Origin of the sequence: Peribacillus sp. NPDC096448 (genome assembly GCF_044762675.1) — a bacterium.
In the GTDB taxonomy this organism is placed as follows: Bacteria; Bacillota; Bacilli; order Bacillales; family DSM-1321; genus Peribacillus; species Peribacillus frigoritolerans_B.
On sequence record NZ_JBIWEU010000007.1, the window covers coordinates 11,251 to 24,682 of the forward strand.

Annotated in this window: 11 protein-coding genes; 9 read left to right on the plus strand and 2 right to left on the minus strand. The window is 40.0% G+C overall.

Going from position 1 to position 13,432, the window contains the following annotated elements:
* Positions 1 to 244 precede the first annotated feature (244 nt).
* From ACIQ0C_RS13350 to ACIQ0C_RS13380, 7 genes are all read left to right on the plus strand, one after another.
* Positions 245 to 2,302, plus strand: a complete 2,058-nt coding sequence (locus tag ACIQ0C_RS13350; RefSeq protein ID WP_403060581.1) for a transporter substrate-binding domain-containing protein — start codon at positions 245 to 247, stop codon at positions 2,300 to 2,302.
* Positions 2,303 to 2,326: 24 nt separating this feature from the next.
* Positions 2,327 to 3,703 (plus strand): sigma-54-dependent transcriptional regulator, encoded by a 1,377-nt coding sequence (locus ACIQ0C_RS13355; RefSeq protein ID WP_403060584.1) that lies wholly within the window; start codon positions 2,327 to 2,329, stop codon positions 3,701 to 3,703.
* A 154-nt stretch (positions 3,704 to 3,857) separates the two neighbouring features.
* Positions 3,858 to 4,862 (plus strand): TAXI family TRAP transporter solute-binding subunit, encoded by a 1,005-nt coding sequence (locus ACIQ0C_RS13360; protein ID WP_403060587.1) that lies wholly within the window; start codon positions 3,858 to 3,860, stop codon positions 4,860 to 4,862.
* A gap of 22 nt (positions 4,863 to 4,884) precedes the next feature.
* Positions 4,885 to 5,985, plus strand: coding sequence for an ABC transporter substrate-binding protein (locus tag ACIQ0C_RS13365; RefSeq protein WP_403060590.1), 1,101 nt, complete (start codon positions 4,885 to 4,887; stop codon positions 5,983 to 5,985).
* A gap of 18 nt (positions 5,986 to 6,003) precedes the next feature.
* Positions 6,004 to 7,164, plus strand: coding sequence for an ABC transporter ATP-binding protein (locus ACIQ0C_RS13370; RefSeq protein WP_403060593.1), 1,161 nt, complete (start codon positions 6,004 to 6,006; stop codon positions 7,162 to 7,164).
* Complete coding sequence (locus ACIQ0C_RS13375; RefSeq protein WP_403060596.1) at positions 7,128 to 8,072, plus strand: ABC transporter permease; 945 nt, start codon at positions 7,128 to 7,130, stop codon at positions 8,070 to 8,072. Before ACIQ0C_RS13370 ends, ACIQ0C_RS13375 begins: the two co-directional genes overlap by 37 nt.
* Complete coding sequence (locus tag ACIQ0C_RS13380; protein WP_142244692.1) at positions 8,072 to 8,878, plus strand: ABC transporter permease; 807 nt, start codon at positions 8,072 to 8,074, stop codon at positions 8,876 to 8,878. Before ACIQ0C_RS13375 ends, ACIQ0C_RS13380 begins: the two co-directional genes overlap by 1 nt.
* A gap of 60 nt (positions 8,879 to 8,938) precedes the next feature.
* Here ACIQ0C_RS13380 and ACIQ0C_RS13385 read toward each other — a convergent pair whose 3' ends face one another.
* On the minus strand, positions 8,939 to 9,580 hold the full coding sequence (locus ACIQ0C_RS13385) for a hypothetical protein (protein ID WP_403060599.1): 642 nt from the start codon (positions 9,578 to 9,580) through the stop codon (positions 8,939 to 8,941).
* 113 nt (positions 9,581 to 9,693) lie between these two features.
* On the opposite strand from ACIQ0C_RS13385, the gene ACIQ0C_RS13390 reads away from it, so the two are divergent.
* Both ACIQ0C_RS13390 and ACIQ0C_RS13395 read left to right on the plus strand, forming a co-directional pair.
* On the plus strand, positions 9,694 to 11,100 hold the full coding sequence (locus ACIQ0C_RS13390; protein WP_403060602.1) for an FAD-binding oxidoreductase: 1,407 nt from the start codon (positions 9,694 to 9,696) through the stop codon (positions 11,098 to 11,100).
* The gene (locus ACIQ0C_RS13395; protein ID WP_403060605.1) at positions 11,097 to 12,428 is read left to right on the plus strand and encodes a (Fe-S)-binding protein; all 1,332 of its coding nucleotides are present in this window, start codon (positions 11,097 to 11,099) and stop codon (positions 12,426 to 12,428) included. The genes ACIQ0C_RS13390 and ACIQ0C_RS13395 overlap by 4 nt, the downstream gene beginning before the upstream one ends.
* A 239-nt stretch (positions 12,429 to 12,667) precedes the next feature.
* Here the strand turns inward: ACIQ0C_RS13395 and ACIQ0C_RS13400 are convergent, their stop codons facing one another.
* Complete coding sequence (locus ACIQ0C_RS13400; RefSeq protein WP_403060608.1) at positions 12,668 to 13,297, minus strand: homoserine/threonine efflux transporter; 630 nt, start codon at positions 13,295 to 13,297, stop codon at positions 12,668 to 12,670.
* Between the last annotated feature and the right edge of the window lie 135 nt (positions 13,298 to 13,432).

Consider the following 13,432-nt stretch of genomic DNA (forward strand, 5'->3'; position numbering starts at 1 on the left):
AAGGCTTACCTATCGCTATAGTAACGAAGTAAGCTCAATTCTAATAGTGTTGAGGAATTGTTGTAAATCTGCATTTTCCTGCCGAATTTCTGAAATCAACTGGCTCTTTTTTTCGGCAAACCTAAAACCCAGCAAAGGTTGCTGGGTTTCTATTTATTTCGTTTGATAGAATTACACACCTTTTTGTAGGAAATTGTTAGATTGTGTCAAGAATTCTTAGCATTTTAAAGGGTTCAAGCCCTGATTGGAGAAGTATATTATCATGGTGTTTAAGCCGAGAAACACTGACTGCAAGGATTTTGACACAGAAGGAGGGCTCTTAATTAAAAAGCAGCTGTTTAAATTAAGTATATTTTGCTTGATAGTCTTTGTTCAATCGCTTTGGTCTCCCGCTGTTTTTGCTGAACAAAAAACATTTATAATTGCTGGAGAAAGTGCTCTTCCTCCATTTTCATTTGAAAATGAAGCTGGTGAGCTGACAGGCATCAATATTGATTTAATGGAGGAAATAGCAAAATATAATGGCGTAGATTTCAAATATATACCGATGAGGATGGAAGAAGCCGAAAAAGCCTTAAGTAACGGAACAATTGATGCAATTGTTGGAAGTACTTATAATACTGAAAAAGATAACCAATTTGATTTCACTCAATCTTATTTTACAATGTCCCAATCCATAATCATTCCTAGTAAAAGGAAACAGGATATTCATACGTTAACGGATCTACGCGATTCACATGTTGTCCTTGACCATAACACTCCAGTAATCAGTACATTTCTCAATATGAGGAATACAAACTTAACGACCGTTTCGAATCAATACTCGGGGATTTTAACATTATTGAACAACCGAGCAGATGTGTTCATCGGAAACAAATGGACTGCAGACTTCTATTTGAAAAAGTTCCGCCAAGAAAAGAATTACATCATTCTCGATGAAGTCATTGAACCCGCGGATTATACGATTGCAGTAAAAAAAGGGAATCAATCGCTCCTTCTCATGATGGACCATGCACTCACAGAACTTAAAGCCAACCGAAATATCAATGAGATAATCGATAAATGGGTAATGCCACAATCCAATCAAAAAATTGCCAGGCTGGAACAATTCATATTTTGGTTGATCATAATCTTAACTGCCGTGGCCCTTATCCTTCTAATCATTTACATATGGAATCAAAAGCTGAAAAAATCCGTACATAACCAGACTTTGAAATTACATTTATTAAATAAGGACTTAGAGAAACAACGGCAAAACATCGTTAATGCCGAAGCGTTCAAAGATCAAATCTTAAACAATATCAATAATGGCATCATAACATTCGATCTCGATTTCATGATTACCAGCTGCAATGCAAAGGCCTCTGACATTCTCAACATTTCCAAGGAAATGATTCTGAATCTTATGAATCATTCGCAATTAATGAAGAATTTCGAAGATTTACATCAAGAACGAAATGGGAATGATCGGACGGGATCATTTCGAATCTTGGTATTAAATGAGGAAAATGAACAGAAGGTGATTTCATATTCGATGCATAGGATGTTCAATTCAGAAGATATACAAACCGGATACTTACTTTCCATGAGTGATGAGACGGAAAAGAAAACATTGGAGAAAAAATTGATCACACAAGAAAAGCTGCACGCTCTTGGTCAACTAGTTGCAGGTGTCGCACATGAAATAAGGAATCCTTTAACATCGATTAAAACATTCATTGATTTACTTCCAAGTAAATATGATAATCCTCAATTCCGACAAGTTCTAATGGAACACTTGCCTACTGAAATTAACCGTTTGAATGGGATTGTTACCGATTTAATTGAATATGCACGTCCGCGGCCGCCAAATATTACAAATTGCCACGCTCATGAACTTATTTCATTACTTGCTTTTCATAAGGTGACAATGGAAAAAAATCACATAAATTTCGAGCAGACGATCGAGGACGACCTTATTTTTTATATAGATTTGCAACAAATTCAACAAGTACTTCTTAACTTTGTGTTGAATTCGATTGATGCCGTTGAAGAAACAAAGGAAAAGACCATTAAAGTCACCATTGACAAAGAGAACGAAAAGACAGGGCGGATTACCATATCCGATACGGGAAAAGGGATGAAGCAAGAGGAACTGAATCATATTTTCGAACCTTTTTTCACAAAAAAAGAAAAGGGCGTCGGTTTGGGGCTTACGTTATCGTATAGGTTGATTAAAGAAAATAACGGAGATATCCATGTGAAAAGTTATCCTAATTCAGGTACGAAATTCACCATTTTACTACCTTTATATATCGAATAATAGTCTGGAAAGAGGAGGAGTAATATGAAAATGAATGTATTGGTAATTGATGATGAACCTGCTATTTGCACCGCTCTTAGCTTTGCATTGGAAGATTCTTATGTAGTCGTGACAACTACTGACCCGGATGAGGGTCTACGGAAGATCGACAATCAGCACTTTGATATTGTGTTACTTGATTTGAGAATAGGAAATAAAAGTGGACTTGATGTCCTACAGAAAATCAAACAAATAGCACCTAACGTAACAGTCATCATGATGACTGCCTATTCATCCATTGAAACTTCCATCGAGGCCATAAAAAAAGGAGCCTACTACTATATTGAAAAGCCAATTAATATAGAAGAACTTTCTTTGCTCTTGATGAGGGCAGCCGAATTCAAACAGATGTCCAATCAATTGGAGACATTACATGAAGAATTAGAGATTCAAAAGGGATTTGGTAACTTCCTTGGTAACAGCAAAGCGATGCAGCGTATTTTCTCAATGATCGAAAGAGTGAAAGATATTGATTCCAGTGTTCTTATCACGGGTGAAAGTGGTACTGGAAAGGAGCTTGTAGCCCGAAATATCCATACGCTGGGAAGAAGGAAAAACAATCCCATCCAGATCGTCAATTGTGCAGCAATTCCTGAGATGCTGTTGGAATCTGAATTGTTTGGTTATGAGAAGGGAGCATTTTCCGGTGCAACTCAAAGGAAGGAAGGGAAATTCGTTGCTGCTAATGGAGGCATCCTTTTTCTGGATGAGATTAGTGAAATGCCCCTTCCACTTCAAGCCAAGTTATTAAGGGTATTGCAGGAACGGGAAGTGACGCCTCTGGGATCCAATACAAAAATCTCATTGGACGTCCGTATCATAAGTGCAGCCAATAAAAACCTGGAACAAATGGTGATCGAAGGTGAATTTAGGGAGGATTTGTTTTTCAGGCTAAATGTCATTCCCATCTCGATGCCGCCTTTAAGAGATAGAAAAGAAGATTTACCGATGCTTATGGATTATTTTATAAAAAAACACGCTAGGGATATGAATCGTGAAGAAAAGACATTCTCGGCAACCGCACGTCGGATTTTACTGGATTATCATTACCCTGGGAATGTCCGTGAGCTTGGAAACATTATAGAATATGCAGTTGCCCTATCAAACTCGAAAAGAATGGAAGAGACCGACTTGCCGCAATATGTTCAAGAACAGAAGTTCATTCTCCAGCCGGATGGCAATGACGGCGATTTTAACAGTTTCAGGATTCCCATTGGTATTTCCATGAAAGAGATAGAAGAAAAAGTGATAACAGCCACTCTTCAATATTGTAAGAATCACCGGCAAAAAACTGCCCAAATCCTAAAAATTTCTGAAAGAAGCCTTCGTGATAAAATCAAGCTCATTTCAAAAGGAGAATAAACGTGTTAACCGGCAATTTTTTCTGGATAACCGGAAAAAAATGCCGGTTTATCCTTATATAACTTTCAAGAAATCGGCAGAATTTGTGGTTTAAAGTGAAAAATCGACTTGGCATGGTATTTGCATCTAAATTCATTAAGAAAGGAGGGCCACAATGAAGAATGGAGCACTCTTTATAAAAGTCGCTTTGTTATTTTGTTTCATGACAGGTTGTTCTTTTATGAATGAGCAGCAGGAAATATCTAAACCTGCTACTACGTTGATTCAGAGGCAACTAACTTCTGAAGGACAGGATTTAAATAATAGGATGTTAATCATCGGAACCGGAGATATGACAGGTGTTTATTTTTCATTAGGACAAAGATTATCAAATATGTATGAAAAATATAATGGAGCTGTGTCAGGTACCCAGGTCACCGATGCTTCCATCGAAAATACTGAATTGGTTAGCCTCCATCGGGCAGAAATTGGTTTTACCACAGTGGATGTACTGGATTTGCCTGAAACGGATAAATCCAGGTTAAGAGCTTTAACGGCCCTATATTCCAATTATGTACAAATTGTTTCTACTAAGCAAAATGATATTGATTCCTTGGAAGATTTAGTGGATAAACGCATTAGTTTAGGAACGGCAGGAAGCGGTACAAGGCTTATTGCAGAGCGGATTCTGTTAGAATCTGATTTACCGACTGATCAATTGAATTTATCCTATCTTTCTTTTTCTCAATCTGCAGAAGCATTACGAAATGGTACCATTGATGCAGCTTTCTTTTCATCGGGAATTCCCAATAATGAAATCGCTTTCATATCCAAGCAGACGGAACTAACTTTCATCCCAATACCGGGAGACATCATTGAACGCCTTCAAAAACAATATGGAGTTTATACTCATAATAACATTCCCAGAGATACATACAGGGGGATGAAAAAAAATGTCCAAACGATTTCAATTAAAAATGTCCTGGTAACCTACAAGGAAATGTCTGATCCTCATGCTTACAATCTTGTGAAAACATTATATGAACATCTGCCTGAACTGCAGCATACACATCCAGCCGCTTCAGATATTTCAATAACTGAAGCAACTAAACAAGTTCCGCTGGATTTTCATCCAGGGGCCATGAATTATTTTACTGAACAAGGTATTATTGGAAATTAATGAAAAACGGGAGGTAATGACTATGAAAAAGCTGATGAGTCTATTATCAATAATAGTATTGATCGCTCTTGCGGGATGTGGTAATCCTACTCCGCAAAAACCGGGGGAATCCGTACAAACGAGTGCAGGTGAAAAAGGAGAGAAAAAAATAACGATAGCCGGTAATGGCGGTGTCATCGAAAGTGCCATCCGAGATGTGATTGCCCCAAAATTCAAAGAAGAAACGGGAATCACGGTTAATTACATTTCCGGTTTATCAGGTGAAATCCTATCCAAAGTGGAATTACAGAAGAACGCCCCGCAAATAGATGTTGCCCTTTTTGTACCGGTTGATGTAATACGTGCTAAGGAGAAGGAACTGATCGAACCAATTGATGAGTCCAATGTTCCCAATATGAAATCGGTGGATCCACGGTTCATTCCGGTTGAAAATGCGGCTGCTCCAGCATTTGGCTTAGTCATTGCACCAGCTTATAATACGGAAACCTTCAAAAAGGAAGGCTTAAAATCAATTGAATCATGGAATGACCTTGTCTCACCTGATTACGAGGGTAAAACGGCATTTTCAGATATTACAAATGACTGGGGTTTCAATACCCTTAATGGTCTGGCGATTTCAAACGGCGGCAGTACGGAAGATATGGAACCAGGTCTCGAAAAAGCAAAAGATCTTGCAGCGTATTCCAATACATTTTATAAAAACTCAACGCAAATGATGCCAGCGATCCAACAAGGAGCTGCAGACGTAACTGTCATGGGAAGCTATTCCATAGGTGAACTAGCCGTTTCAGGTATTCCCATTAAGATGGCCGTGCCAAAAGAAGGTGTACCGCTTCAAGCATTCAGCGCCGGTCTCGTGAAAAATACGCCTAATAGCAAAGAAGCCCTAGAATTCATCAACTATGTAATCAGTGAAGAAGCGCAAGCATTAATTTCCGAAAAAGGATTTTATCCGACAGTGGAAGGCATGAAAATTCCAGAGAAATATGAAGAGTCAATCGGGCTTAAAGCAAGTGATAAAACATTCAAACCTGATTTCGCCAAGTTTGCCGAGATCCGTGCCGAGGTGTCAGACAGATGGGCGAAAGAGGTTACTCCTGAATTAGGGAAAAAACTTAAATAAAAGGAGCGTGTTGATCACATGGAAGTATTAAAAAAAGAAGTGGAAATTAATAGGCAACACTTGGAGGCAGTTCAGGGGGCTGGGTCAAATAAAAATGATGTAGAGATAAAAGGCGCGTTTAAACAATTTGGAGCGAATGTTGTCCTGAATGGCATTGACCTGGAGGTGAAACAAGGAGAGTTACTCACTCTTCTTGGTCCTTCCGGGTGCGGAAAGTCCACAACCTTGAACCTCATTGCTGGGTTCCTCGATCCAGATCGGGGCGAGGTCCATATTAAAGGCAATAATGTTACGAAGGTTCCGCCTTATAAGCGAGATTTAGGAATGGTTTTTCAAACTTATTCGCTTTTTCCCCATATGACAGTCTATGAAAATCTCAGTTTTGGCTTGAAACTGCGCAAGGTCGGTAAAGCTGAGCAAAAAAAGAAGATTAGTAAAGCGCTTGAATTAGTGAAAATGTCAGGATTGGAGAATCGTTATCCAAGGGAATTATCAGGAGGTCAGCGTCAGCGTGTTGCCATTTCCAGGGCACTTGTTGTTGAACCGGAGCTCCTTTTGCTTGACGAACCGCTATCAAACCTTGATGCAAAGTTGCGGCATGAACTCAGGGCCGAGATAAAGCGATTACAAAAGGAAATTGGCGTAACGACCATTTTTGTGACTCATGATCAAGAAGAAGCTCTTTCCATGTCTGATCGAGTCGTGGTCATGAATGCAGGGAAAATTGAACAAATCAGTACTCCGACTGAGATTTACAATCATCCGAAGACAGAATTCGTCTTTCAATTCATCGGGAAATCGAATTGTTTTGAAGGGAATGTGTCTGCTGTGGATAAGCGGAAAGTTGCAGTCAAGATCGGTTCTGATATCACTCATGTCGATACAAATAACATCATGGGTAATGATCGTGATTTGAAAACCGGGGATGAGGTGAAGCTTTATATTAGACCAGAAAAACTGCAGATTGTTTCTCTTGATGAAAAGCCTTCATCACCATTGGATTTCCATCGTGCCAAGATCAGCCAAATTAATTATCTTGGTACCTCATGGGAAATCAATGTTCTTTTACAGGGGAAAAGTATTCAAGTATTGACTTCCGCTTTCGATCCAACATGGCAAAATGGAAGTGAGGTGTTGATTGGATGGAGCCCAGCAGAAGTTATGCTAGTCAAGAAATAGAACAGCAAACGAGTCCTATTGAGCCGCAAAAGAAACCTAAAATCAAGAAAAGGAAAGTCTGGGTGCCGGGATTGCTCCTTTTAACGCCGATTCTGCTTTTCATATTTGGTTTCTTTGTCATACCGATGTTATACATTTTATATTTAAGCTTCATATCGACAGATAATCTTGGAGGAGCGGAGGCAGTTTATAGCCTAAAAAACTATACACAATTATTTTCCGATAGTTATTACTTATCTTCATTATGGCTGACAGTGAAGATCAGTTTATATTCGGTCTTGGTTGCTTTATTTCTTGGATATCCGGTAGCTTTGACAATGGCCAAAAGTTCAGCGCGGATCAGAGGGTATATCACTCTCTTGATCGTGTCACCGCTCTTGGTAAGTATAGTTGTCCGTAATTTTGGCTGGTACCTCTTACTATTGCCTAATGGAACGATTAATCAAACCTTGATGGCCCTTGGCATAATAAATGCACCATTGAAACTATTGTTTTCGGAAATCGGAGTTGTGATTGGGCTTTCCAATGCATATCTTCCTTTCATGATCTTATCCATCGTTGCAAGTCTTTATAATATTGATCCTTCTCTTGATAAGGCAGGAGCCATACTTGGGGCAAGCCCATTCAGAAGGTTCTTTTCCATTACATTGCCGCTAAGTATCCCAGGTATCGTATCTGGCTGCATTCTCGTATTCAGTTTGTCAATGAGTGCTTATGTTACGCCTGCACTAATGGGGGGAGCCAACGTGCCCGTGATGCCTGTTGTCATCTATGATCAAATTAATAACCTGCTGCATTGGACATTCGGATCTGCTCTTTCTTATATTTTATTAGCAACCACTGTCATATCGGTAGCCGTCTTTACCAGAGCATTTGAAAAAGGGAAATTCAAGGAGGTATTCCGATGATGAAAACGTTTGGCGGCCTTAGGATTGCAGTAGCCGTGTTGGCCATTATCTATATCTTGATCCCGCTCATTGTCGTTATTCCCGCTTCTTTTACAAGTGCCAATTATCCAAGTTTTCCGGCTGAAGGCTTTTCACTGCAATGGTATTCCAAGATTTTGGAGCGTCCTGAATTTTTGGAAGCATTTTTGAACAGTGCGAAGTTCGCAGCATTAGCTGCCCTTTTCTCCGTCATATTCGGAACTTTGGGTGCGCTTGGAATCGCAAAGTATGATATACCGGGAAAATCGTATATAACGGCCCTTTTAACTTCTCCATTAAGTGTGCCGCAATTAGTCTTAGGGATTGCACTCTTGATGTACTTTACACCAATGATGCTTGCCGGTACGTCTACAGGGTTTTTAATTGCCCATATCGTGATTTGCATACCATATGTCATGCGGCTCGTATTAACCGGCTTAAGTGGATTTGATTATAATCTCGAACGGGCAGCGGCCATACTTGGAGCGAATCCACTAACAGTATTCATGAAAGTGACACTGCCGCTTATTGGATCCGCGGCCATCTCAGGGGGATTATTCGCATTTTTGACATCATTTGATAATGTAACGGTCTCTCTTTTTATGGTATCACCTGAAATGAGAACGCTCCCGATCGAGATTTTCTCGCAAATGCAGGATGCCTACAATCCAATCGTTGCATCCGTGTCAAGTGTGGTTATTTTCATATCAGTCCTTCTGATCGTCATACTTGAAAAAATTCAAGGTGTCGGGAAAGTTTTTGGCGGTTCGCATCATACAAACGGTTAAAAACTTATATTTGACGTAGTAAACGATCATGCTGGCAAAGTTCTGATTTTTCTAAGAAACTCATGTATACGCTCCATTCAAATGAGCCAAACACCTTTTGGCAGCCAGTAGCGGCGCCGTTAGGACAGGGACAGAAGGATTAACCTGCTTTGCGATATGTTCCATACTATATTGTGAAAGCAAAATCACTTCTGTCTTTCCATCCAATTGTTCCACCATCTTTTTAACCCGATCGTCATGTTCCTTTCTTTTTCCTTGTGATAATAAATGGATGATTCCGGGATCCACCAATGACTCGATCATACAGTCCGGATTCTTATTTAATAAGTAATTTTGAAGGGCGATCGGCGTTTCTTTTACGGTAGATACCAGGCCGATGCTAGTATAGCGAAGCGCTTCATCAAGCATGGCTTCATCTGAACGAAATAACTTTACAGAGTAAAGAGGTTGTAAAATTGCGGTGATGTCATTAAAGGCAGAGCAAGTAAGTTGGATGCATGAAACATCAGAATCATAGGCTATATTCACTAATGCAGAAAAGCGGCGGATGATTTCAGGAGTTAACTTGCCGCTCTTTTCCATCAAGGCGAGAAGACCCGTGTCCATGAAATGAAGGAGTTCAATGTTCGGTGCAACAGTCTGAAAGGCAGTTTCAATTGGTTTTAGTGCGGTTGTGGTTGCATGAATCAGTGCGATTTTCAAAAAAAAACCTCCTTTTCTTTCATCATTATATCTAGCAGAATCTTAAAATGCCATTATATTACATACGAATAGACCTTTTCCAAATTTCTATTAAAAAAAAGGAAGTGAGAAGCATGGAGAAAGAAGCCCTGGTCGATCTTAGTCAGGTGATTCCAGGTGACAGAATGTTTCTTGATTTGGCAGAAAGGTATTGTTATAGCTATGACGCTTCTTTTGGGGAATATTTACCTGAAATCGTTATACAGCCAAAAAACGCGGAGGAAATCAGTGAAGTGGTTAAATTGGCTAATACTCACAAAATACCTGTTTACCCTAGAGGGTCAGGAACTTCGCTAAGCGGCGGCCCTTTACCTGTTAAAGGGGGGATGGTTCTCGATATGACCCTTTTGCGGGATAAATTGATCATTGATCGGGAAAATATGCTTGCCATTGTCTCTCCAGGTGTGATTACGGCAGATATTCATAAAAAGGCTGAAGAAGCCGGCTTATTCTATCCGCCGGATCCAAGCAGTTCCAATGTAGCCACAATAGGCGGGAATCTATTGGAAAACTCCAGCGGGCCAAAGGGATTGAAATATGGAACGACAAAAGAATATGTGATAGGTCTGGAGGTAGTCACCCCGACAGGAGAAATCATTCGTACTGGCGGAAAGACCGTAAAAAATGTAACAGGGTATGATTTGACCCGATTGATCGTAGGATCGGAAGGTACTCTAGGCATCGTAACTGAGGCAATCATCCGCTTAATACCAAAACCTCAATCTAAACAAACATTTGTCGCCCACTTCAATCAATTGATAGACTCTGGCCATGCCATTACCAGCATTTTATCGTCAGGAATTCTACCATCTGCCCTGGAATTGATGGATAATGCATGCATCCGAGCTGTTGAAAGCTATCGGCCTTCCGGTTTGCCTCTTCAGGCAGAAGCCATTCTGATCATAGAAATAGATGGTCACCCATTGGCGATTGAGGAAGAAATCAATAAATGTGCCGATATATGCAGGGCTGAGGGCGCTTCCTACGTCAAGATAGCGGAGACAGAGGAAGAACGCCAAACCATTTGGAGTGCGCGTAAATTGGTTTCCCCGGCCATTACACAAATGGGCCCTACAAAAATTTCTGAAGACGCGACCGTTCCACGCAGTCAAATACCGGCGATGATGGAGAGATTAAACGAAATCCGGGAGAAATACGGGTTGAACTTGGTTGTATTCGGTCATGCAGGGGATGGGAACTTACATCCGAACATCATTACCGATAAACGAAATATTACGGAAATGAAAAAAGTGGAGTTTGCTGTCAGTGAAATTTTTGAAGCAGCAATCGACCTAGGCGGAACACTTTCCGGGGAACATGGAATCGGTACTTTAAAGTCACCATATATGGAAATGGAATTAGGAATATCCGGGGTGAATATGATGAAAAAAATTAAAGAAGCATGGGATCCCAATAATATCCTGAATCCAGGGAAGATTTTTCCTGATAAGGGACAGACAAGGGTCGTGTTGGTTACATGAATCTACCCGCCAAACCGAACGAGACGAATGCTGCGGTCCAAAATTTATATTCAGATGCCTATGATTGGACAAACCAATGCGTAAAATGCGGATACTGTTTACCGGCATGCCCTACATATGAATCAATGGGTGTTGAATCCGCCTCTCCACGCGGTCGAATCAATCTAGTGAAAATGGCAGCCGAAGGAAAAATAGATTTCCAAAAAGATTTAGCTGAACCGATCGACTTATGCTTAGGCTGTCGTGCTTGTGAAACAGCATGTCCTGTTGGTGTGCCATACGGACATATACTGGAAGCGGCAAAAGAAGCCGTTGAAAACTCCGTATCAGCAAACAAAAAAAATAAAATGACAAAGATCAAAAAACTGGCATTGGTTCATCTTTTTCCATATCCAAAACGAATGAACAGGATTGGAAGTGCGGTACAGCTCTATCAAAAAACAGGCTTATCCAAGCTTATCCGATCATCTAATGTACTGCAAAAGGTTTCTCCTGCCCTTGCACATTTAGAACAAGCACTTCCAACCATCGAGTCTTCCTCCAAACGCATCCGGACAGGTACGATTATGCCGGCAAAAGGGGAAACGAAATTAAAAGTGGCATTTTTTGCTGGGTGTATCATGGATTCCATGATGTCACGAATAAACCGTCTTTCCATTGAACTGCTTACCATAGCAGGGTGTGAAGTCATTCTCCCTGAAAATCAGAATTGCTGCGGTGCACTGCATTCCCATCAAGGTGAAACAAAACAAGCGAAAGAATTGGCAAAGAGGAATATCCAAGCCTTCATGCAAACGGATGCTGATGTAATAGTTAATAACGCAGGAGGCTGCGGTGCTTCGCTTCTTGAATATGGACATCTATTGGCAGAGGATCACGAATGGGCTGCGGCGGCAAGGGCTTTCTCGGAAAAATCAAAAGATATCAGTCAAATTCTTCATCAATTGGGGCCGCTTCCCTTCACTGAAGAATGGCAAGGCATCGTTTCCTATCAAGATTCATGTCATTTACGCAATGTTCAAAAGGTCCAAAAGGAACCTCGTTTATTATTGCAATCCATACCAGGTGTTTCCTATGTTGAAATGGAAGGGTTTGACCGTTGCTGTGCATCTGGAGGCATTTACAATCTTCTTCACTTTGATGAATCCATGAAAATTCTTGATGAGAAAATGAAGAATCTTAAAGAAACGAATGCAACAACCATAGTTACGGTTAACCCTGGATGCCAAATGCAAATGAGCATTGGCATCCAAAGGGAGGGAGCGGCAAACCAAATGAAAAGTATGCACCTTGTTGAAATACTCGCCAAAGCTTGCGGCTTGGATTGAAAAAAAGGGATACTTCAAACTTCATAGGACATTACCCGTCAGTATTTCCTGCTCTTATGGGAAAATACTGACGTTTTTTTAATGATGAAGGCGGATAAAACTTGCAGTCAATAATGCAGTGCCATATGTACGAATGAAAAAATTGATTATATGCAATTATCGGCGCCGGTTCGCAAATGAAAAAAACCGTTCAATTATCTGAACGGATGGAATCAAATTAGATGTGTTAGTAAATGAATTTAAATTCCTGTTTTTATCCCAAAACCGATTAAAATTAAGCCAGTTGATTTTTGGAATGCTTTTTGGAATTTGGAGTTGTTCATCCATTTTTTTGCGTAATCAATTAGATAAACAAGAAATAGAAACCATAGTACAGCGAGCAAGGTTAAGATGAAAGCTAATATAATCAATTGCTGGTTTACATTTCCGTCCAAATTGATAAATTGCGGCATGATTGTTATATAAACTAAAACGGTCTTTGGATTAAGAATATTATTAAGTAATGCTTGCATAAAGGAATCTTTATTGTGCCGTTTTGAATACTTCGCAGGGGTATTTGCTTGTGCTTGAATTGCTTTTAAGGAAAAACCGCTTTTTGCAAAGAAACTTTTTATCCCTAAGTAAATTAAGTAGGCGGCTCCCAAATATTTGATTGTACTGAAAAGAATCACGGACTTTGCAATGACAACAGATAGTCCAAGAATAGCAATAAGCGTCCAAAAAGAAAGCCCCGTTGCCATTCCGAGAACGGTATAACGTCCCGCTTTCGGACCATGGCTAAGCGTGTTTTTCACTAAGAGCATTGTATCTGCTCCCGGTATAATAACCATCATTGCCACTATTGATATGTATGTAAGTAAGCTATCCATACTATTTCTCCCTCCCGCTTTTATAGTGGCTACTAAAGTAACTACTTATTAAGTATATTAGATGAAAATGGAAAACGTCAACAGCTTTTGCTAAAATATTAGTTACAAAGGTAGCAACTACGGTTGTGTTGGAGG